The 20,436-nt window shown below is 41.4% G+C and carries 23 protein-coding genes; 14 read left to right on the forward strand and 9 right to left on the reverse strand.

What is annotated here, in order from left to right; translation table 11 throughout:
- The first annotated feature begins 13 nt into the window (after positions 1-13).
- Entirely contained in the window at positions 14-316 is a 303-nt protein-coding gene (locus tag ABXT60_RS00730; protein ID WP_443630873.1) for a hypothetical protein, read from the forward strand.
- A gap of 44 nt (positions 317-360) precedes the next feature.
- Positions 361-672, forward strand: coding sequence for a hypothetical protein (locus ABXT60_RS00735; RefSeq protein ID WP_443630874.1), 312 nt, complete (start codon positions 361-363; stop codon positions 670-672).
- 55 nt (positions 673-727) lie between these two features.
- Here ABXT60_RS00735 and ABXT60_RS00740 read toward each other — a convergent pair whose 3' ends face one another.
- The gene (locus ABXT60_RS00740) at positions 728-1,351 is read right to left on the reverse strand and encodes a CIA30 family protein (protein WP_443630875.1); all 624 of its coding nucleotides are present in this window, start codon (positions 1,349-1,351) and stop codon (positions 728-730) included.
- A gap of 531 nt (positions 1,352-1,882) precedes the next feature.
- Here ABXT60_RS00740 and ABXT60_RS00745 point away from each other — a divergent pair.
- Positions 1,883-2,293: a hypothetical protein gene (locus tag ABXT60_RS00745; RefSeq protein WP_443630876.1), complete on the forward strand. Its 411-nt coding sequence runs from the start codon at positions 1,883-1,885 to the stop codon at positions 2,291-2,293.
- Between the two features lie 183 nt (positions 2,294-2,476).
- Complete coding sequence (locus ABXT60_RS00750; protein ID WP_443630877.1) at positions 2,477-2,797, forward strand: DNA-directed RNA polymerase subunit alpha C-terminal domain-containing protein; 321 nt, start codon at positions 2,477-2,479, stop codon at positions 2,795-2,797.
- A gap of 348 nt (positions 2,798-3,145) precedes the next feature.
- Here ABXT60_RS00750 and ABXT60_RS00755 read toward each other — a convergent pair whose 3' ends face one another.
- Positions 3,146-3,517, reverse strand: coding sequence for a hypothetical protein (locus ABXT60_RS00755; protein ID WP_443630878.1), 372 nt, complete (start codon positions 3,515-3,517; stop codon positions 3,146-3,148).
- A gap of 627 nt (positions 3,518-4,144) precedes the next feature.
- On the opposite strand from ABXT60_RS00755, the gene ugpB reads away from it, so the two are divergent.
- The 7 genes from ugpB to ABXT60_RS00790 all read left to right on the forward strand — a co-directional run bounded on the left by ugpB (position 4,145) and on the right by ABXT60_RS00790 (position 11,455).
- On the forward strand, positions 4,145-5,449 hold the full coding sequence (gene ugpB, locus ABXT60_RS00760) for a sn-glycerol-3-phosphate ABC transporter substrate-binding protein UgpB (protein WP_443630879.1): 1,305 nt from the start codon (positions 4,145-4,147) through the stop codon (positions 5,447-5,449).
- 286 nt (positions 5,450-5,735) lie between these two features.
- A complete protein-coding gene (ugpA, locus tag ABXT60_RS00765; RefSeq protein ID WP_443630880.1) occupies positions 5,736-6,617 on the forward strand; it encodes a sn-glycerol-3-phosphate ABC transporter permease UgpA in 882 nt (293 codons plus the stop codon).
- Entirely contained in the window at positions 6,617-7,456 is an 840-nt protein-coding gene (gene ugpE / locus ABXT60_RS00770; RefSeq protein WP_443630881.1) for a sn-glycerol-3-phosphate ABC transporter permease UgpE, read from the forward strand. The genes ugpA and ugpE overlap by 1 nt, the downstream gene beginning before the upstream one ends.
- Before the next feature lie 2 nt (positions 7,457-7,458).
- Positions 7,459-8,511: an ABC transporter ATP-binding protein gene (locus tag ABXT60_RS00775; protein ID WP_443630882.1), complete on the forward strand. Its 1,053-nt coding sequence runs from the start codon at positions 7,459-7,461 to the stop codon at positions 8,509-8,511.
- Positions 8,512-8,666: 155 nt separating this feature from the next.
- Positions 8,667-9,389, forward strand: a complete 723-nt coding sequence (locus ABXT60_RS00780; RefSeq protein WP_443630883.1) for a glycerophosphoryl diester phosphodiesterase — start codon at positions 8,667-8,669, stop codon at positions 9,387-9,389.
- A 51-nt stretch (positions 9,390-9,440) separates the two neighbouring features.
- On the forward strand, positions 9,441-10,211 hold the full coding sequence (locus tag ABXT60_RS00785; protein WP_443630884.1) for a DeoR/GlpR family DNA-binding transcription regulator: 771 nt from the start codon (positions 9,441-9,443) through the stop codon (positions 10,209-10,211).
- A gap of 281 nt (positions 10,212-10,492) precedes the next feature.
- Complete coding sequence (locus ABXT60_RS00790) at positions 10,493-11,455, forward strand: ester cyclase (RefSeq protein WP_443630885.1); 963 nt, start codon at positions 10,493-10,495, stop codon at positions 11,453-11,455.
- Between the two features lie 162 nt (positions 11,456-11,617).
- Here the strand turns inward: ABXT60_RS00790 and ABXT60_RS00795 are convergent, their stop codons facing one another.
- On the reverse strand, positions 11,618-11,785 hold the full coding sequence (locus ABXT60_RS00795; protein WP_443630886.1) for a DUF2256 domain-containing protein: 168 nt from the start codon (positions 11,783-11,785) through the stop codon (positions 11,618-11,620).
- A 282-nt stretch (positions 11,786-12,067) separates the two neighbouring features.
- Between ABXT60_RS00795 and ABXT60_RS00800 the strand changes: the two genes are divergently transcribed.
- Positions 12,068-12,247, forward strand: coding sequence for a hypothetical protein (locus ABXT60_RS00800; RefSeq protein ID WP_443630887.1), 180 nt, complete (start codon positions 12,068-12,070; stop codon positions 12,245-12,247).
- Between the two features lie 388 nt (positions 12,248-12,635).
- Entirely contained in the window at positions 12,636-13,505 is an 870-nt protein-coding gene (locus tag ABXT60_RS00805; protein WP_443630888.1) for an EamA family transporter, read from the forward strand.
- A gap of 607 nt (positions 13,506-14,112) precedes the next feature.
- Here ABXT60_RS00805 and ABXT60_RS00810 read toward each other — a convergent pair.
- Positions 14,113-14,541 carry a DUF4864 domain-containing protein gene (locus ABXT60_RS00810; protein ID WP_443630889.1) on the reverse strand — a complete coding sequence of 143 codons (429 nt, stop codon included), beginning with the start codon at positions 14,539-14,541 and terminating at the stop codon, positions 14,113-14,115.
- A gap of 595 nt (positions 14,542-15,136) precedes the next feature.
- A complete protein-coding gene (locus ABXT60_RS00815; RefSeq protein WP_443630890.1) occupies positions 15,137-17,164 on the reverse strand; it encodes an FG-GAP repeat domain-containing protein in 2,028 nt (675 codons plus the stop codon).
- A gap of 320 nt (positions 17,165-17,484) precedes the next feature.
- Here ABXT60_RS00815 and ABXT60_RS00820 point away from each other — a divergent pair, with 320 nt between their 5' ends.
- Complete coding sequence (locus ABXT60_RS00820) at positions 17,485-18,018, forward strand: hypothetical protein (RefSeq protein WP_443630891.1); 534 nt, start codon at positions 17,485-17,487, stop codon at positions 18,016-18,018.
- Between the two features lie 38 nt (positions 18,019-18,056).
- Here ABXT60_RS00820 and ABXT60_RS00825 read toward each other — a convergent pair whose 3' ends face one another.
- The 4 genes from ABXT60_RS00825 to ABXT60_RS00840 form a co-directional block, all read right to left on the reverse strand.
- A complete protein-coding gene (locus ABXT60_RS00825; protein ID WP_443630892.1) occupies positions 18,057-18,212 on the reverse strand; it encodes a hypothetical protein in 156 nt (51 codons plus the stop codon).
- Positions 18,213-18,223: 11 nt separating this feature from the next.
- The gene (locus tag ABXT60_RS00830; protein ID WP_443630893.1) at positions 18,224-18,379 is read right to left on the reverse strand and encodes a hypothetical protein; all 156 of its coding nucleotides are present in this window, start codon (positions 18,377-18,379) and stop codon (positions 18,224-18,226) included.
- Between the two features lie 75 nt (positions 18,380-18,454).
- Complete coding sequence (locus tag ABXT60_RS00835) at positions 18,455-18,781, reverse strand: TetR/AcrR family transcriptional regulator (RefSeq protein WP_443630894.1); 327 nt, start codon at positions 18,779-18,781, stop codon at positions 18,455-18,457.
- A 141-nt stretch (positions 18,782-18,922) separates the two neighbouring features.
- Positions 18,923-20,434: an aldehyde dehydrogenase gene (locus ABXT60_RS00840; RefSeq protein ID WP_443630895.1), complete on the reverse strand. Its 1,512-nt coding sequence runs from the start codon at positions 20,432-20,434 to the stop codon at positions 18,923-18,925.
- Positions 20,435-20,436: the final 2 nt, after the last annotated feature.

The raw sequence follows: 20,436 nt of genomic DNA on the forward strand, positions 1-20,436 counted from the left end.
GTCTTTTGGTCATGTGATTGGTCGTTGCGACTGGCATACTGGGCAAAACTTTAACCGTAATATGGCCATCAATGCTGACCAAGTAATGACTAGTTTAATAGGTTCATTTGGTGATGATCTGCTAGAAAACGATCAGCTTATGCGAACAGGCCTAAAAAACCTGGTGAGCCAAAGATCAGATGATTTTGAAATAAACTCATTGCATAAAATACTACTGCCCCATTCTATCGATGCACACTACGTGCTGGACTTACATTGTGATGATGTTGCATTGCCCCATGTTTTTTTATGGTGTACACCAACAACAGATGGGTAAGGCACTTGCTAACGCATTGGGCTTTCACATTTGTTTAGAAGAAGATGTCACAGGCACCACAAAACCCTTTTAAACTGAAGCAGCTGGGCGTAGATCAGGTGAAAATGGTGAACGCCTTAATGTCTGGCATTGTTACCTATCGATCAAAGTTGGGCGATACTTTAAAGGCTGGTGCTCCGTTTGCAGACGTCGTTTTGCTTGACAGCCTTACTGCACAATCTATCCCAATAATGGCACCTTGTAATGGTGTGTTGTTTAGCATTACTGGTCATCATTTCGTTACTAAAGGTGACACTATTGCCATGCTGGTAACTGATGAGCAGCAGATTAAAGTGGGCACTCAACTGGCATTTTGAGCCTCACAAGGCACCATAGTAAATAGTTTACAGGTGCTAGTATCTGGGGCTGGTGTTAGTAGTAAAAATCCACAGTAGACACAGAAACATCAGCTGTAAAATCACGGCCATAAGCAACAACAGCAAAGGCTCTTATGTTTCTAGCGCGTAAGATTGAATCAGGTGCACGCTTGCGTTCAAAGCTACTAAAAGGGAAATCAATCACTTCCCAGCTGGTATTTGCCTGAAAGGTGGCTGAATAATAATCTGAATAAGATCTAGTATCATTAGTTCTAATAAAAATATGATACGTTTCACCATTACCACGCACATTCAGGCGAACCCCCTGAAGTTCTTTGCCAGTTTTGTCAGAATTGGCAAATGAGATTCTCGAGCGCAATTGAATAAACCCGCCATTATTCTTTGTGCTTACATTGCCAGTGAGTTTGGCAAACGATATGCCGGCATCCTGCTCAAGTGTAACCTGGCCATTGGATATTCCCCCCATAGTTCTATCACTAACGTACTGCCAATATTTGCCACTGTCGGAAGTAAATGGAAAGCTAAGGTTTTCTTCACTAGCAGAAGCCGTGGCTGTAAGGCTTAGCAACACTAAAAAAACTACCTTTTTTATACTAAAATTATATGTCCATTTCATCATAATTAAAATCCAACTTCTGTCTGATTTACTTTGTTGCACCGTTACTAGTGCAGGTTAACCCTTATTATCGTCATAAACCTTATCATAAATGTGTCTTCAATCGTGCGCTAAAACTATGGGAAGGCGTGTGGGTCTGATCATCAGCATGAGTGTTACACCTTTGCCAACAGTTGCTTTGTGGGCTTTATGGTTAAGGTAGTTAAATACCTTTCATAAACTGAAAAACTACAGCTTAGGTTAGGTCCTGACCATTTTCAACCCCCAAGTGTAGGCCACTGCCTGCTGATAGGTTACCCAGCTGCATTACCGCTTAAGTTCGTTTCAGCGCAAGTATATTGATATAAAACTCGACAGACTCAGGTTAAATTTTAACTCGGTATGGGTGTGACAATATGTTCAGCTTTTGAACACACAAATTAACCAATGTTCAGTTAATGAACATCTACAAATAAACATCTGTAAGTTTTTTAGGTTATTTTGGAAGCCTTAAAAAATGCTGCATAAAACAGCTAGAATTATTTTAAAAGGCACCCAGAATATCGCCTTAACTTTATGGACTGAATAGTAATAATGAAATACAAGTCGATCACTTCCGTCTGTGCAGCGCTATCCACCTTTTTTGCGGTGGCCTTTATCTCAGCACCTGATGTGTTTACCTTTAACATGTTCCCAAATGCAGAAGGCCTGGCGCTAGAAGTGGGGATTGTGAAGCGTTATATGATGGCAGCTATGGCATTAATGGGGGCTGTCATGATACTTGGTGTTCGTGAAGTGAGTGATGCCAAATCCCAACGATCTATTTTGTTGGCTTTGGGCGTTGGGTTTACGATCCCGTGTGCAACTTTGATAGCGTTGGTTGTGTCTCACAGCATCCCTCTGCAGGTGGTGCCGGTGGTTGCGACAGGTTTCGCAGCAACAATGTGCTACCGAGCCGTATTTAGATTAGAAACTCGTGATATGGTGTTTAGTGGCCATGGTTAATCTACGTTGGTTTCATTGATGTGGTCGAACCTATTCTGTCTTTTGATTAACGAAGCGCCTCGGTTGTTTTTATGAACCTTTCGTTTGTCCCAGCATACATAACACGTTTTAAAATTTTCTTGTGTGCTTTGCCCAGCAAAGCTGGGCTTTTTTGGTGAAAATTAAAAACTAAAGAGACGTTAAATGGATAGGTTTAGAGGCAAGTCGAACCAAGTGGTTTTTTTTAAAGAAATTTGTCAAGACAACAACTTTGCTGGAGAGCTTATAACAAAGCTGGCGTTGCGGACGAGAACCGCGAACGCATTAAGCGCTTCGGGAATCTTGACGATTGAACAGCTAGTGCAGTGCACCCCTTTAATGATTACAAGAATACCCAACGCAGGTCAGGTAACGCTCTTTAACATTGAAGAGGCGTTAACCGCGCGTGGCTTACGCTTAGCACCTGATCCAGCACCATACAAAACTAGGGCTAGGCGGTTTAGATACTTAAGAAGTGAGTCTTAAGAGGCATTCATTTACTGCAATTTGCTAAGAAAAGCGCTTAACTCCTGAGTCAGGCCCAACACATTCTTTTAGATACTTTTCTGCATCGCTTTACCGCTCCTATGCTGGTGCTGGAAGATTAGTGAGCTAGGGTAGGGAGGTATAAATGCCTTTCTGCTTTTATGTAAAAGCAACTTAAATGTGCGGTTTTACTGGCCCTGAAATCCTATGTATCAGCTTAAATTTCGCCAAAAGCGCCAATTAGGCTTCTAGCATTCCCAGCGTGTTTCCCAGTGGGCACACGTCTATATAAGGTAATAATGAAGGAGGCCAACTACGCCCCCTTTTAAGAAAAAATTTATGGTTTCATTATTTCGATTTTATGAAAAAACCTAAAGCAAAAAGAACAGTGACAACAGTGCTTACCCAGTCCATTGCTCCGCCAGGCGCTGCACCAGAAATAAGGATTTGATAAAGCTGCATTACAGCAAATAATGCTGCAATAAAACTTGCAGACTTTGCAGCCACTGCAAGCTGATCCTCATCGGCCCACTCAGGTAGACCATAGTTAAGAATAGCTAGGCCAGCCATTGCAGTGCCGCACGCTTGGGCTAGTGCAACTAAACTAAGTGAGGGTGTCCAGCCATACTGAGCAAAAACCATTGAGGGTAAAAAAACTAACTGTAAGGCCCAAATTGCAGCAAAAGTGGCTTGAAGCCTAAAAATTAAAGATAAACTCATAGCATTTCCTTTTTATTAATTGTTTTTATGGATATCGTGAGCAACTTTACACTATCGTCATCTACGACTTAAGTCTAGTCCATAACTGAGAAATTTGAGCTGGAAAAATAAAACCATGGTGGCCATACAGCGTTGACTATTAATCTAAGCCCCATTGCTACCAATGGCAATGATGAATATGTAGATGACCGTGTGAACTTGCCATCACTGACAGAAACTGGATACGTTGGGTAAATCTTATCTTTTAATTACGCCCCATAGTAGGTTGGCATCATCTGTAATGGCTTACGGGCTTATAAGAAAATATTATTCAGTCGCGCTTTTTAAATGATCATACGAACAATATAAAGTGTTTTTACATTACTTAATCGATTAAAAAGGTTTTTTATCGTCATTCGAACACATTGCTTTTCAAGCTTACGATAGGGTAGTATCAATTGACTGGCGTTAAAGTGTCATGATTTTTAGCCGCTCTGCAGTTCGCAAATTGGAGCTTTTTACCAGTTTCGATGAGAACAGTTGAAACGCAATAAATTTGTTTGATCCGTAAACTAGATACTTAATAACGACTTTAGTTCGATAAAGTTAACAATAAATTAAATAACAGTTTTTAAAGGGAGAGATCCAATGCTTAAAAAAACATTAGTTGCAGCTTCAGTCGCTGCAGCACTACTTTCTGGCGCAGCAAATGCTGCGGTTGAAGTTAATTGGTGGCATGCAATGGGCGGCACCAACACGGAAAGAGTTAACAAGATTACTGCTGATTTCAATGCGTCACAAACAGATTATCAAATTAACGCGGTTTATAAAGGTAACTATACCGAAACAATGACAGCTGCTATTGCTGCTTTTAGAGCTAAAAAACAGCCACACATTGTGCAAGTGTTTGAAGTGGGAACTGCTACCATGATGGCGGCGAAAGGTGCTGTTTATCCGATTGAGCAGGTAATGAATGATGCAGGTGTTAAATTAAATAAATCAGATTATTTACCTGCGGTAATCTCATACTACCAAACACCTGAAGGCGAATTGCTATCAATGCCTTTTAACAGCTCTACACCTGTGCTTTGGTACAACCGTGATGCATTCAAAAAAGCTGGATTAGATACTGCACCTGAGACATGGGACGAAGTGACAACTAGCGCTAAGAAGCTGGTTGACAGTGGAATGAAGTGTGGTATTGCAGTGGGTTGGCAATCATGGGGTTTAATTGAAAACTACAGTGCCTGGAATAATATTGCTGTTGGCACCAAACAGAACGGTTATGCCGGTCTAGACACTGAATTCACTTTTAATAACAAAAATGTAACGGCAAATTTACAGCGCTTGTCTGACATGCAAGCCGATGGCAGTTTCACTTATGGTGGCAGACGTGGTGAAAGCTTAGCAATGTTTACTAATGGCGATTGCGGTATGTGGATTAACTCGTCTGCATACTATGGTTCTATAAAAGGCCAAGCTAAATTTGACTATGCACAAACGATGATGCCGTTCGATTCTAACGTAACCAATGCTCCACAAAATTCAATTATTGGTGGAGCCACCCTATGGACCTTAAAAGGCCATAAAAAAGAAGAATATAAGGGTGTTGCAGAATTTATGCGCTACCTATCTTCTGCTGAAGTACAATCTTGGTGGCATCAAGAAACGGGCTACGTGCCTATCACGACGGCCGCTTATGAGTTAAGTAAGAAAGAAGGTTTTTACGATAAAAATCCGGGTACAGACATTGCTATTAAACAGTTAAGTTTAAACACGCCTACTAAAAACTCTAGAGGCGTACGTTTTGGTAATTTTGTTCAGGTCCGCGATGTTATCAATGCAGAAATGGAAAAAATCTGGAATGGCTCAAAAACGGCTCAAGAAGCAATGGATGATGCAGTTTCGCAATCAAACAAGCTATTACGCAAGTTTGAAAAAGCTAATAAGTGATCAAGCATAAATGATCCAACGACAGCCTACTTGGAAAAGTAGGCTGTTGTTGCTTTTATAAATGTCTTTTTACACACTTTAAATCAATAGTTAATAAGCTCATATCCTCTGTGGATTCTCAACAGTTAACAATGCACAATGCTGTTTAGCAAAAAGACTATCCCTAATTCTCTGCTTGCCCCAATTTCAGCTGTTTAAATACTTATTCTTTAAAGCTAATATAGGTGGAAGGTTAATTTAATACTCCAGAATATCCACTCAACTTCGTTAAAACCTTGGTATTGCAATGCATAAACGTGTCCATTACAACACATCGTATTTACCTTATTTATTGGTAGCGCCACAAATAACCATTACCTTATTATTTTTTATTTGGCCAGCGGTTCAAGCCCTTTACCAATCGTTTTTACTAGAAGATGCCTTTGGATTATCGACTGAATTCGTATGGTTCGACAATTTCGCTGAACTTTATGATAGTGAAAATTATTTAAATTCATTCACTAGAACTGCCTTCTTTTCAGTCTCTGTCGCCGCACTTTCTATGGGGTTTGCATTATTTTTTGCAGCGCTAGCTGACAGGGTCATTAAAGGTTCCCATACTTATAGAACACTCCTAATTATTCCCTACGCAGTAGCCCCGGTTTTAGCAGGTACTTTGTGGTTGTTTTTGTTTAATCCAACATTGGGGATCATCCCTTATTTTCTCGACATTGTAAGCATAAATTGGAATCATAAACTCAATAGTGGCCAGGCAATGAGCTTAGTTATTATTGCTGCTGCTTGGAAACAAGTTAGCTACAATTTCTTATTCTTTGTTGCCGCTATGCACTCTATTCCAAAATCGTTAATTGAAGCCGCTGCCATTGATGGCGCAGGGCCATTGCATCGGTTTCGTACCATTATTTTCCCACTGATTTCACCTACAACTTTCTTTTTATTGGTCGTCAACATCATTTATGCCTTCTTCGATACTTTTGGCATAATTCACGCAATCACCAGTGGAGGGCCAGGTAATTCAACTGAGATACTGGTTTACAAAGTATTTAATGATGGTTTTGTTGGGCTTGATCTTGGTGGGTCTGCTGCGCAGTCAGTTATTTTAATGTTTATTGTTATTTTACTTACCGTAGTCCAATTTAAATATGTAGAGCGCAAGGTAGAATACTAATGATAGAAAATAGACCAATGGCGACTTTTGTCAGTCATACGGTGTTGATCTTAGGGGTAGCGTTAATTGTATTCCCTATATGGGTAATGGTTGTTGCAGCTAGCCACGACGCTTTGCGGTTAACACAAGTGCCATTGCCGTTGTTACCGGGCAATCAGTTTTGGATTAATCTCAAACTGCTTTTTAGTGGCAAAGGCTTTAGTGCACCTATTCACTTAACATTGCTGAACAGCTTGGCCATGGCGTTGATGATTTCGGTAGGTAAAATTGTAATTTCAATCATTTCTGCCTTTGCAATCGTCTACTTTAAATTTCGCTTTCGTATGTTCTTTTTTTGGATGATATTCCTTACTTTAATGCTGCCAGTTGAAGTGCGGATACTGCCCACTTATGAAGTGATCGCTAACTTCGGCATGCTTGATACTTATGCCGGCTTAAGCATCCCACTGATCGCTTCTGCAACTGCTACGTTTATGTTTAGACAAACCTTTATGACTATCCCTGACGAATTAATGGAAGCCTCTAGGATAGACGGTGCAAGCCCTATGCGATTTTTCTTTGATGTGGTCATCCCTATGTCGAGAACTAATATAGCTGCTTTGTTTGTTATTTTGTTTATATTTGGTTGGAATCAGTATCTGTGGCCACTGCTTGTGACCACAGATCCTGACATGTACACAGTCGTAATGAGTATTAAACAAATGCTGGAATCTGGAGAGAGTGAGCCTATGTGGCACCTGATCATGATGACAGCCCTTGTTGCAATGCTGCCACCTATTTTAGTGGTTATTTTTATGCAGAAAATTTTTGTTAAAGGCCTGACGGATTCGGAGAAGTAATAATGTCAACTATCAACATGCAACAACTGAAAAAGTCATACCAAGATAGCGAAGTTATTCACGGTATCAATATAGATATTGAGGAAGGCGAGTTTATTGTTTTAGTAGGCCCATCCGGCTGCGGTAAATCTACCCTGCTACGGATGGTCGCGGGACTAGAGAGCATCACCTCTGGTGAAGTTAAAATTGATGATAAGGTCGTTAATGACCTTGAGCCAAAAGATCGTGGTATTTCGATGGTCTTTCAAAACTATGCCCTTTATCCCCATATGACGGTATATGACAATATGGCCTATGGTTTAAAGCTAATGAAAATGCCTAAGGATGAAATAGATAAACGCGTACAAGATGTGGCTAAATTACTGCAAATTCAAGACTACCTGCAACGTCGCCCTAGCAAGCTTTCTGGTGGCCAACGCCAGCGAGTAGCAATGGGTCGCGCCATTGTGCGCGACCCTAAGGTGTTCTTGTTTGATGAGCCGCTTTCTAACTTAGATGCTAAGTTACGCGTACAAATGCGCATGCAAATTAAAACGCTACAACAAAAACTTGCTGTAACAACGATCTATGTAACTCATGATCAAGTTGAAGCGATGACAATGGCGGACCGATTAGTTGTTTTGAATAATGGCATTGCTGCGCAAATTGGCACGCCAATGGAAATTTATGACGATCCTAAAGATCAATTTGTAGCAGGCTTTATTGGCTCTCCGGCTATGAACTTTTTAGATTGTGAAGTGTGTGATGAAAGCATAAAAATAGGACAACAGAGTATTGCCACACCTACACACGTTACCCAGCGTGGCAAAATAGTGTTAGGCATCAGGCCTGAACATTTCAATCAGTCAGTCTCAGACTTACAAGGAACGGTGCAGATGATTGAAAAGTTAGGGTCTAACGTTTTATTGTACCTAAAAATGGAAAACTCTGAGCAACCGGTTGTAATCCAATGTGATGGCCAATTAGATGCCAAAATTGGTGCTGTCTACCCCTTCAGCTTTAATACAGAAAAACTATATTTCTTTGATACTAACACTCAGCAGAGGATTTATTAAACAATATAACGACGCTATCTCATCAATTTTTAGTGGTCTGCCTTGGCTAAACTCACATTTATCAGTGGCACGCCTTTGGTCTGTAACATAAGATTACTGAGTTAGAGAACAACAAAAACTAAACTAAACATTAGTCAAACACATTGGGACAAAGCATGTTAACTTCAAAAATTATGGCGCATCGAGGGCTCTCTAGCTTAGCGCCTGAAAACTCTTTATCAGCATTAAAAAAAGCCGCTGAAGAAGGCTGCCAATGGGTTGAAATAGATGCTGTTGCCTGCGGTGATGGCACTATTGTGATGTGGCATGACAACAGTGTTGATCGCTGCTCTGATGGCACAGGGTTACTTAGCGACCATAACGCCACAAGCATAACTGCACTTGATTGTGGCGCTTGGTTCTCTGATTTGTTTCAAGGCGAAAAGATGGCCACCATTGAAGAGGCGATCGTTTTAATTCAATCTCTAGGGTTAGGGCTTAATTTAGAATTCAAACTTTATGAAAATAGTCCAGAGAAAGTAGTTGCACCTGTGTTGGCACTATTACAAAAGCATTGGGAAGACCTTGATAAACTAATTATTTCAAGCTTTGATCAAGCTGCGTTAGAGTACTGTCATAATCATCAGCCTGAATTGCAACTTGGCAAGTTATACGATGAAATCCCTGAAAACTGGTTAGCGCAAATGCAAAGCATTAACGCCGTGAGCTGTCATTGCAATTACAAACTATTGCAAAAAGTGCAAGTAGAAGCTATAAAAGCTGCAGGTTATGAGGTTTATTGTTATACCCCAAATGACCCTGAATTAGTAAAAGCACATTGGGGTTGGGGCGTGGATGCGATAATTACTGATTATCCGCAAAGGTATAACCACGTTTAAGCACCAGTACCTTAATTGCATAACTACAATTTATAAACGAGCATCTAGCAATTGAAACTCAACGTTAGACAAGAATTAATATTAGCGCAATTAAGCGGCAAAGAGTTTGTCAGTGTTGAGTCACTATCCTTGCACTTTGACATGGCAGCACAAACTATTCGCCGCGACATTACCCAATTGTGTGATTTAGGCCTAGCCAGGAGGCATCATGGTGGTGTGGGCCAGCTCCCTAGTGCTGAAAACTTATCGTTCGGTAATCGACGTATTATTAATGCCCAAGAGAAAGAGTTAATCGCACAGTGCATCGCCAGCTTTATTCCAGATAACGCTTCAATTGCACTAGGGATTGGCACTACAATGGAGGCGATTGCCAAGCAATTAAGGCCTAAAAAAGGGCTTAAAATCATTACTAATAACCTCAATGTTGCCAGTATATTTTTTCAAAAAAGTGACATCGAAGTGCTGGTCAGTGGTGGTAATTTACGCCCTGCAGATCAAGATTTAATAGGCGAACAGACGGTAGAATTTTTTAATAACTTCCATGTCGATTTTGCTATTGTAAGCGTCGGTTCTTTAGATATCCAACGTGGCTTAATGGACTTTGATCGTGATAACGCCTGCATCACGCAAGCTATCTTAAACAATGCCGAGCATAAAATACTGGCTGCCGATATGAGCAAATGGAACAAAAAAGCATTTGCTAAAGTCGCAGGGTTTTCCAGCATAGATTACTTTTTCACCGATCAAATAGATAATTCTGTGATCGCTGATCAATTACAGCAACACAATATAGAAATAACCACCTGCGCCAAAGACACATAGGCAATATTCCCATCTTTACGCCTGCCCTTAAAGCGGGCACTTACAATTGATCATATAGACTGTGTGCCCAGTAATGTGATGGCACCATCAACAGCAGTGGTCAACCTTGATAGCCAAACATTATTATCACACGTATTATTGGTGGTTGTGCAGGGTGGTGATGCTAAAATTAGTTGTAATTATGGTGGCCTTGTTCTCCAAGAACTAAAAGCGTTATGCATTATTATTAGTTCACAATAATAGACGCCATAAGTAATTTTTCACACCAATATGGTAACCCTATGAAAAACTTTGACCCTAAGTATAAAAGCTTGCCAGATTACATCCTTAAATGCACCGCGCAGATTTGGGAGGGTCGAGACATTGCTGCACTTGACTGGCATTATAGTGAAGACTTGGTAGTAAGAACCCCCGCCGGCATCAGCCAAGGTAATGGTGCGGGTAAAGCAAATACCATGGCAACGCTGGCTGAGTTTCCAGATCGCCAATTACTCGGTGAAGATGTCATTTGGTGTGGTGATGATGAAGCAGGCTTTTTATCCTCCCATCGCATCGTGTCCACGGCTACCCACAGGGGCGGGGCGTTTGGCCAAGCCACTGGCATAAAAGTTACTTTTCGAACCATTGCTGACACCTTTTGCCATGGCAATCGGGTATGGGATGAATGGTTGATCCGTGATAATGGCGCCATAGCCACACAGCTAGGCCAAACCACCCAAGCTGCGGCGCAAGCGCTAATAAACTCAGGCGATGTAGCCTTTCCCCTAACTCCTAATTCTGATGTTGTAGGGCCATATAATGGCGTAGGTAATGGCAATGAGTGGGGTCACAAACATGCCAAAATTTTACAAAAAATTATGCGTGCAGAGTTTGGAGTGATTGAAGACGAATACGACAGGGCGTGTCATTTGGCATACCCTTGTGGCGTCGAAGCACATGGTATTGATACAGCAAAGGAATTTTTTATTGGCTTACGCAGTGCGTTTCCTTATGCCAGCTTTAAAATTGAACATCAGATTGGCCGTCATGATCCTATGCTTGGCGCACGTAGCGCAATTCGCTGGTCTTTGACGGGTAAGCATGAAGGTTTTGGTCGTTACGGTGCGCCCACGGGTGCGGAAGTTCATGTAATGGGCGTAAGCCATGTGGAGTTTGGGCCATGGGGTGTGCGCAGAGAAACCACCCTCATTGATGACATTGCTATTTGGAAGCAAATTTTGCTACAAACTATAGTACAAGAGTAAGCCAACCTAATATGATCACTCTTTAATAGTGTTATTTAGAGGCGGATAAGCTTGCTAAAGGTTAACACTAGCCCACAAGTTGATTTAACCACGTGTTAGACTAGTTTTGCGTCAGTTATGGCATACAAAGGGCTTAGAATAACTAGTCTCAGGGTTCACAACCTATGGCCGCTTAATATCTGTAATATTCCCTTTGGAACTTTTAGATGAACGTCTGCAACGTTCGGAGCAGTATTTAACATCATCCCAAACCCTTTCCCATTTTTTGCGCCAGGTAAAAGGGCGCTCGCACACCGCACAAATTTTTTGTGGCAAATCAGATTTTTTCATTGGTCATGGAAGCCTAACTATTAAAGGGGTAGTTTAGTGTGGACCCTACCTAATTACTATCATAACCATAATCGATACTTATTTTATGACACGTCTGGGTTGTTCCATTTGGTGTGTGGCTTGCCTCTAAGCCATGTTAAAATATTTGGAGGCCTGTCAGTGATACATACAGTGGATTAGATTTATATAAAATTTGGGGGTGTTGTTAGAAAAACCCAGAGTAGGGTTGGCGCCCGTTAGTCACAAAACCCCTGATTATAATAGAATATTTTTCAATAATTTATGAAAACATTTTCAAAGCTGTTGGCAGGCAATTTCACCTTTGAGAATTTTGACCGCGTACAAAAGGGCCAAGTAAGTAGTTTAACTCAGATGGCTGCAGATCATGGTTTCATGGTGGATAACTGGGTTGGTTATCACGCAGAAAAAATACTGTTTGTGGAACGCATAGCAGGGCCCTAGAGAAGGACCCTGTGTTGTCAATGATGTATTTTTAAAAATTTGAATCCAAAAAAATGTGTATTTTGGAAAGTTCACTCACATCAGTCTTCATTAAAAGGCAGGGTATAACAGTATAAAACCACCCATCTCCTAGGGGTTATGCTGCTACTAGTGAGGCACTTGTTCGAAGCTATTACAAGCCAATAACAGGCCATGCGGCTTGAAATTAATGAGCCTTATGCGCCAACGAAAACTTGGCTTGTGGCCTAGGTTTCTGGCAGCTTAGGGTGATGTCGTTCTGTAATCGCTGTAATGGTTTTTTGTGTCAATTAGAATGGCTCTTGGCAAAGGCCTTATTATTGCCTAAGCTGCAACATTATTAATATAAAGTTTGCAACGAGATACATGCATGAGTGGAATCATTTGGGGCTTGTTAGCTGCTGTGTTTGTTGGTGTCTCTGATGCGGTAGCCCGCGCCACTACTCAAAAAGTGTCAATTAGCATTTTAATCTTAGCAGTGATGAGCCTATCTACTTTGGGTTTAAGTGTATTATTTATGTTTACTGACAATTGGCCTCGCTGGCATGCCTATGCCTGGGCTGTATCAGCAGCCTCTGGTGTACTTAATATCGTTGCTCTCATGTTTTTATATAAAGCTCTTGAGCGGGGCCCTGTAGCAGTTGCTTCACCAGCAGCATCAAGTTTTACGGTAATGTTAGTGGCTATGAATGCGTTAGCGGGCCAACCTTTCAGTTGGGCTCAGGGGCTGGCTATAGCACTGGTTTTTGGTGGTGTAATTATGTTGTCTCGGCCTTCAAAAACCCCGGCTAGCGAACCAGACTACTCCGCCACATGGCTTCGCACCACTGCTTTGTTAGGCTTAGCAACAGCATTTACTGTGTCGTTACGCATGTTTTTTGCTCAAGAAGCCAGCGCCGAAATAGGCCCCATGCCTGCGTTATATTTAAATCGCATGTTTGCGCTAATTAGCGTACTCATACTGGTGGCTTGGCAGCTACAGCAGGGCCAAAAACTCAACACACCTAGAGGCAAAGTGGCAGCTTTGGTATTTGCACAAGCCACCTTAGAAGTAGCCGCGCTGTGGGCTTTCCTTATGGGATCTCAGGGTGATGGCCGCATTGCGGCTAGCATCGGTTTTGCCGCTTTTTCTGCCATTACAACGATTACTGCTTGGTTGTGGCTGGGTGAAAAAGTTGCTCCTGCGCGTTGGATCTGGATCGCAGTTATTGGTTTAGGAATTATTTTAGCTAGCTCATAATATTCATTATCTATCCCAGTTATTTTCGAATGGATCCAATAAAAAACTGGGTTACAATATGGCGCTTGCGGCCTGAGACGTTTGTAAAGTTTGACGAGTATCTACCCAAACAAACTGTAAACCCCACTAAAACAGTGCTAGCGATATAAAGGCCTCCAAAAACCTGTGTGATTTGTGAGAACCTACACTCTATTGCATGTAATTCAGTCACAAATGCACAGCCTAGCGCCAGCGCAATTAATGGTTTCGATACGGTTGGCTTTTATAACTTTAGGGTTTGACTGCAGCTCATCGCTCAGAGGCGAGAAGGCATTACAGACCAACAGTAGCACGTCATTATGTTACATAAATAGCGATGACTAGGGCGATACGTTGGCCCCAGCTGCAACTGGTTTAACTATGGGGCTAATAGTGATATTTGCTTTAACAGTTCAATCCACGGCTGGCCATCTTACAAAGGCTTAACCACCTTGACCGCAGACTTGTTTCTTCATTATATTTGCAGTAACTGTGCCAATCCTCACTGTTACCGCTGCCATCACGATTTTGAGGGGTGATTCAATTGTGGGTTTAAAACGCTGCGTAATCAGCCCACGTGGATGTTGTGCTAAACACTAATATCAGCAATATCCAACAATTGCACACCTGATATTTTCCATCCATTTAAAGTTTGCGTCACAAAATACCTCAAATAATGGGCTGTTCCAGAAGCATCAAAAATTTGAACATCTTGAGTGCGCCCTTGGGGGGTTTCTTTCTGTTCAAGGAATGTCATACCTGCGGGTTTCCATACCATTGGATAACCACGCCGAACCATTTCACCAAAATTTTGCGGCGTACCAAACATAGAGCGTATCGAGGGGCTAGCGTAAGTAAACGCCCTAGTCACATCATCTTCCAAAAACGCTTGGCATTGGCCGTTTATCGTAGCCTGTACATCCTCTTGTTCACCAGCGGTCGCTGGGAGCCAAAACAACAAAAGTACGAAAATACTTGCAAAATAGGGTATTTGAGCAATACATTTCTTTAAATTCACTTGTTTCCTCTCTTTATAATTCTAGTGACAAACTCGATTAATTACCTAATTGATAATAGTCAGCAAAATCATTAAGCAGTCATTTAGATTTGTATCGACACATTGTTCCTTCAAAGATGTGTCTTCAATATCCGTCCCACAATTATAAGCATTCTAGTGTCAGTATGGGTGTAAATACTGAAAAGGAATGCAAAGGTAATGCTTGTTTCGTGTAAGAAATCAACCAGACTGGAGCCAATACATAACCGAACCAGGTTTGGCAAAGCTGTCTAGAGTTAACTATTTAACTGCGACAATACTGGAATCCATTGCTTGAGATCTTTAAACATTTAATCGACTGAAGCCGATGGTGTATTTTTTAGTGCAGCCTTCGCTAAACCCAATTATTCTTCCTCAACTAGGTCTTTTAATCCCCTAGGGTGCTGCGTTTATTCGCTCAACATAAAAAAGAAATGGAACAGTCAGTTTTGAGGTTCATATTCCCTATGTTAGCAACTGATGAGGACTAGGTTATACCCTTTTCAAGGCAAGAATTTATTAAGGTGCATAATGCTTACAATCTGATTAGATGCCTGAAAAATAGTGGACTAAAACATCAATTCACTTTTTGGTCGAGGAGGAATTTGGCAGAAATATTTGACTGAGCACTAATTTCCTCTAGGAACTGGTTATAGTTAAAACGCACATCATCAATAACAGCCTTAAGCCCCAACGCCTCCAACTTAGAAACATTGTCATCGTACTCCCAGTTTCCTACAAAGCCATTACACCCACTAGAACTGTGTGCATACTCCTCGACATCGCCCCAATCGCCCCTTGTAAATGAAACACGTGGTGCTAGGAATTCATATTCTGGGTAATATTGAACACATAAATTAGTCGATATATCTTGGTTGCCATACCGAAGATGTATCCGTGCTTTGAGCCATGGACTGTGATGCTGTCGGTCAACTTCAACATCCTTAAAGCCAATAATTAGCGCCCCTGATGTGGTTAAGCTAATAGGAATTTCAAATGCTTTAAACGCATCTATACCCTCAAACTGTATTGATGGTAACTTTGATAACGCTTTAGAAAAATTATTGGAGTGGACTGTGTCTTTAGTTACCGCTTGCTTTCTTGCATAATCAAGGTTGATCAAGATTTTCTTTTGACTACCATCTTCAAAATATCGCGTCGATTCACTGGGACTTAATATGTCAAATTTAAATTTCCCATTGTTAATCAAAATTGACCCATTAGTTTTACGTGACCCAGATGACAAATAAATATCATTGTCACCATCTTGGTCAAAATCCCTGAACATAATATTCTCTATAAAGTCATTCCACTCATTCCCTTCACCAATCGGTTTAAAATCAGATGGAGCCTCGACCAAAGGGAATATGCCGTGATCTTTAAATGTCTTGTTATCTAAGTTTTCAATAATTTGTATTGCGGTGCCCACATACAATTTACCCGCTCTACTGTACACAATGTCTAAGTCACCATCATTATCTAGGTCTGATGCTGAAACTTCAGGAATGGTTCCCCATTTCATTCTGTGTTGTGGGAGTGTAGTTTTTTGGGAAAAGTACCCTTTGCCGTTATTCCAAACAATGCCAGTAAATTCTTGGCCTCGTTCAAATTCGTGAGCGCCAACCAAGGCATCCAAATCACCATCGCCATCAAGGTCCGCAAGTTCTAAGCCAAAGGCAAAAGCGCCCCCACACCTACGTTTTTTTAGAAAACCAGTACCATTATTCATCAAACACCAAAAAGAGGTGCCATTATTTTGGTGATTGAGTTCAGTTATAACAACATCCATATCACCGTCATTATCAATATCGCCTGTTGCAGCGCCGTGGTCAAAAACCTTGAAACCTGAATGACTTAAATGTGTGCTGGATGACTCAATCCAAGTACCATTAGGTTGACTTAAAAAGTAGCTGTCCCTAACGCCTTTGTGAGTGCCAATTCCGTGATCAGCGACATAAAAATCTAAGGTGTTATCGCTATTGAAATCGGCAACTAGTAATTGTCGACCTAAGGACATACCACCTTCTTCTCGGTCATCAATCAACAGTTGAGGTGAGTAAGTTAATTGCCCTTTTTCGTCCCCCAGATACAATGACGGTAGGGGTTGGTGTCCTGAGCAAGCCTTTGTACCACAGATATCTCCTGTATCTTCTGACCCAGCAACAGAATTTTCTGCGTGCATAGTGCCTATGTATAGCACATCGGCAACCCCATCATTGTTATAGTCTGCAACTCGCCACATTCTCCCAAACCAGTACAATTGATTAGTTGGTTTCGGCGCCAGCGGGGGTTTGAAGAAGTCTTTCTTAGGGTCATTCTCAATATCAATGCCTGCAAGTGCCTTGGCTACTTTTTTTGAGGAAGCACTAATGCTTTTGTTGTTTAAACCACCACAACTTAGCCCACGTTTTGTCGACTCGGCTTGATACTCAATTTTGTCAGGAGTCGTTTTCGCAAGACGGCAAATAGTTTTATCTGACCAAGAAGAAAAATGGTTATCTGATAATGCATAGATAGGTATGAACAGAATTCCACCACCAATCAAGTTTCTAAGAAGTTTGGTCATTGATAGTTTGTTCAGTGCTTGATGAGGAAGAAACAGCATTGTGAACGCTCCTTGTTGGCATAACTAACACTATTAATAACACAGAGTTATAGAATCAACTAATTAGATTTGCCGCCGGTATGGCTCTTCTAGTTCAATAGACCGAGCCTAAACTCCTGACCCTATTCAGCCATTGTTAATCATTTGGTCTAAGCCCCGTTGCTAGCCAGATGAGACATTGGTTGGTTAAAGACGTAACAGTATTATTATAGTATTGTATAAGTATTATGAAATTCTAATATAAGTCATAAGAGAAAATGATGCTGAAGTTCAAAACAACAATCCTTTATGTCGCTGTCTTTGGGCTTGGTGCACTTGCAATGTGGTTTGCGCCACATGTGTTAAATGTAAGTCACGATTATGCAGAGCAGATGAAGGCTCACCACGGATCAAGTGAAGAGGGTCAAGTGAACCACTCCCACGATGAGGTGAATATGCCCGGGCTTCAAGGGAAGGATACGACTGAAAGTGAGGTAGATGATTTAAAGACAATATTCAAGAACCATAAACAAATCACTCGAACAGTTGAAAATATATCCAATGGGATAACCACTACCACCGAAACAACTGATGATAAATTACGTGATGCTCTAGTGAGACATGTTGTCGCTATGGTCGCTAGGTTAGCAGAAAAGCGAGACCCTAAAATAATCATTCAAAGTCCAACACTGGATAAATTGTTTGCAGAAAGTGATGCCATAAAAACAAATATCACTATGACGGCACTTGGCATTGTAGTTACCCAAACATCAACCAGCTCGATTGTCGTTAAAGCACTGCAAACACATGCTGCCGAGGTTAGTGATATGGCGAGGCGTGGTATGGAAGCAGTCCATGAACGGATGTTAAATTAGGTCTTGCAACAGTTAGCCTGACAGCAAGCTACCCCTATTCAATCATTTGGCACTGCCTGTAAGGGCGCGGTGTATTTAACCTCGATATTTTCGATGTTGGGGTGATTTGCACCTCTCACTGCTGTATCTGCTAATGCATTAGTATTTTCAGAGGCCACATTGGCAACAATAAGTAGTTTCTTTTTTACCGTCATTAGCAAACAACCTATGCTAATAACTTTTCTGCAGCAACTTTCGCCATGCTTGCTGAATTCTTATTGCCACGAACTTGGGCATTAATAATTGCGCCATCCATAAACAGTAACAGCATTTCAGATTGCTGCTGTCTTAGTTGCTCATCTTTTTCTATCAGATATTCCATTAAAAGTTCCCGTACATGTTCCTTATGTTGGGCTGCGTATTGATGAATTTGGTTAGAGGCTTCAGTGAACTCAGACTATGCGTTCATAAGGTTGCAACCAAAAAAGTGTTCGCCGTTTATCTGTTGATGTAATACATCGAACAGGCTAAGAGCTGGCTGTTTAGCTCCTGTCGCCTTTGCATTACTCAACGCCTCTTCTATAACACTGAAGATCTGTTCATGCCTTTGAGTCAGTGCCGACAAGATAAGCTCATCTTTACTGCGAAAGTGTTTGTACAGAGTGGCTCTTGAAACACCTGAGTTTCCAAGAATCAAGTCTATGCCTGTTGCGTGGTAGCCCTGTTCATTAAACAGTTTCAGCGCTGTATCAAGGAGCAATTGCCGGCGTGGTTGTGCGCGCATAGTTTTTAAATCTAGTTTTAATTTAGAGCAATTAAACTTCCAACAAAAATTTTCGGTGTTCAATTAGTGAAAATTTTTCAATTCTGGGCCTTTCTCAACCAAATTGAAGCTTTTTGCCACAGCTTACTGTGGCAAATTTAGCTACACACTGTCTTCACTCAGATCAATCCAAATTGTTTTGGTTTCTGTGTATTGGTCATGTGCTGAAAAGCCATTATCTCGCCCACCAAAGCCAGATAACTTGTAACCACCAAATGGCGTAGTAATGTCACCTTCCCCATAACAATTAACCGACACTGTGCCCGCCTGAAGTGCGCGTGCAAAACGATGAGCATTGGTCACATTGGAGGTGAACAATGAGGTCTGCAGCCCGTAACTGGTATCATTAGCTAATGCGATTGCGGCGGCATCAGAATCCACCGACATAATGCCTAACACTGGGCCAAATATTTCGTCCTTAGCGATGGTCATATCGGGGGTCACATTGTCGAATATAGTGGGTTCTATAAATAGGCCGTTGCCGCTTTGAATGGCTTTACCCCCATAAATTAAATCAGCACCCTCTTTGGCTGCAATATCAATGTAGTTTAAAATCTTGGCATATTGTTCTGGTGAAATAATAGCACTGAGTTGGTTACTAGGATCGAGTGGATCACCAGTTTTCCAGTGATCAAATTCTTTTAAAACCTTCTCAACAAGCGGTTTTTTCAAATCTTTGTGGACAATTAAACGGGCATTGGCCGTGCAATTTTGACCCATATTCCATAATGCTGAAAAGGCTACATGTTTGGCTATATTATCAAGATTTTTTGCATCAGAAAGCACCACTGCTGGATTTTTTCCACCACATTCAAGAATAATTTTTTTCAAATTACTTTTTGCAGAAAACTCTACAAACAAGCGACCCACTTCCGTAGACCCAGTAAACGAAATGGCACCAATTCCATGGTGACGACCCATTGGTTCGCCCACGTCAGGCCCTAAACCAGGCAGCACATTAAGCACCCCTGCAGGAACCCCAGCTTCCAAAGCAAGTTCAGCCACGCGCAAGGTGGTTAATGAGGTTTGTTCAGCAGGCTTAACGATCACGCTATTACCTGTTGCCAGTGCGGGGCCAATTTTCCAAGCCAACATCATTAAGGGAAAGTTCCAGGGCAAAACTGCACCAACAACCCCCATAGGTTCGCGTACAATAAGTCCAATACCACTTTCATTAGCGGGTGAGATTTGATCATAAATTTTATCAGCGGCTTCAGCATGCCATTTGAGAGTACTCACTGTCTCAGGTAAATCTGTCATCTGGCATTCACTAATCGGCTTACCACTTTCAAGACTTTCTAAAACAGCCAACTCATGTTGATTTTTTTCAATCAAATTGGCTAGCTCAATAATAATTTCTTTGCGCTCGTTAGGATGTAAGCGTGACCACTTTCCACTGTCAAAGGATTTTTGAGCGACAATAACAGCAGCATCTACGTCTTCTGCACCACAGGCTGCGACGGTGGCTAAAACATCACCAGTAGCTGGGTTAATCGTCTCCATTGTATTACCTGATAAAGGCTTAGAAAACTTGCCATTAACAAATGGATTAACAGAGAAGGTAAGATTTTTAGCGATAACGCTATATTCGTTATAAGTAAGCAGGGTAGACATCG

The organism is Candidatus Njordibacter sp. Uisw_056 (assembly GCF_047730085.1).
In the GTDB taxonomy this organism is placed as follows: domain Bacteria; phylum Pseudomonadota; class Gammaproteobacteria; order Pseudomonadales; family Balneatricaceae; genus Njordibacter.

What these genes read in the sequence shown, in the direction of transcription:
- ABXT60_RS00835 (WP_443630894.1), bottom strand. Translation starts at nt 18,781, where the DNA reads ATGCGCGCACAACCACGCCGGCAATTGCTCCTTGATACAGCGCTGAAA.
- ugpB (WP_443630879.1), top strand. Translation starts at nt 4,145, where the DNA reads ATGCTTAAAAAAACATTAGTTGCAGCTTCAGTCGCTGCAGCACTACTT.
- ABXT60_RS00820 (WP_443630891.1), top strand. Translation starts at nt 17,485, where the DNA reads ATGTGGTTTGCGCCACATGTGTTAAATGTAAGTCACGATTATGCAGAG.
- ABXT60_RS00840 (WP_443630895.1), bottom strand. Translation starts at nt 20,434, where the DNA reads ATGTCTACCCTGCTTACTTATAACGAATATAGCGTTATCGCTAAAAAT.
- ugpA (WP_443630880.1), top strand. Translation starts at nt 5,736, where the DNA reads ATGCATAAACGTGTCCATTACAACACATCGTATTTACCTTATTTATTG.
- ABXT60_RS00735 (WP_443630874.1), top strand. Translation starts at nt 361, where the DNA reads ATGTCACAGGCACCACAAAACCCTTTTAAACTGAAGCAGCTGGGCGTA.
- ABXT60_RS00825 (WP_443630892.1), bottom strand. Translation starts at nt 18,212, where the DNA reads ATGACGGTAAAAAAGAAACTACTTATTGTTGCCAATGTGGCCTCTGAA.
- ABXT60_RS00800 (WP_443630887.1), top strand. Translation starts at nt 12,068, where the DNA reads ATGAAAACATTTTCAAAGCTGTTGGCAGGCAATTTCACCTTTGAGAAT.
- ABXT60_RS00805 (WP_443630888.1), top strand. Translation starts at nt 12,636, where the DNA reads ATGAGTGGAATCATTTGGGGCTTGTTAGCTGCTGTGTTTGTTGGTGTC.
- ABXT60_RS00815 (WP_443630890.1), bottom strand. Translation starts at nt 17,164, where the DNA reads ATGCTGTTTCTTCCTCATCAAGCACTGAACAAACTATCAATGACCAAA.
- ABXT60_RS00830 (WP_443630893.1), bottom strand. Translation starts at nt 18,379, where the DNA reads ATGGAATATCTGATAGAAAAAGATGAGCAACTAAGACAGCAGCAATCT.
- ABXT60_RS00780 (WP_443630883.1), top strand. Translation starts at nt 8,667, where the DNA reads ATGTTAACTTCAAAAATTATGGCGCATCGAGGGCTCTCTAGCTTAGCG.
- ABXT60_RS00795 (WP_443630886.1), bottom strand. Translation starts at nt 11,785, where the DNA reads ATGAAAAAATCTGATTTGCCACAAAAAATTTGTGCGGTGTGCGAGCGC.
- ABXT60_RS00790 (WP_443630885.1), top strand. Translation starts at nt 10,493, where the DNA reads ATGAAAAACTTTGACCCTAAGTATAAAAGCTTGCCAGATTACATCCTT.
- ABXT60_RS00775 (WP_443630882.1), top strand. Translation starts at nt 7,459, where the DNA reads ATGTCAACTATCAACATGCAACAACTGAAAAAGTCATACCAAGATAGC.
- ABXT60_RS00745 (WP_443630876.1), top strand. Translation starts at nt 1,883, where the DNA reads ATGAAATACAAGTCGATCACTTCCGTCTGTGCAGCGCTATCCACCTTT.
- ABXT60_RS00755 (WP_443630878.1), bottom strand. Translation starts at nt 3,517, where the DNA reads ATGAGTTTATCTTTAATTTTTAGGCTTCAAGCCACTTTTGCTGCAATT.
- ugpE (WP_443630881.1), top strand. Translation starts at nt 6,617, where the DNA reads ATGATAGAAAATAGACCAATGGCGACTTTTGTCAGTCATACGGTGTTG.
- ABXT60_RS00750 (WP_443630877.1), top strand. Translation starts at nt 2,477, where the DNA reads ATGGATAGGTTTAGAGGCAAGTCGAACCAAGTGGTTTTTTTTAAAGAA.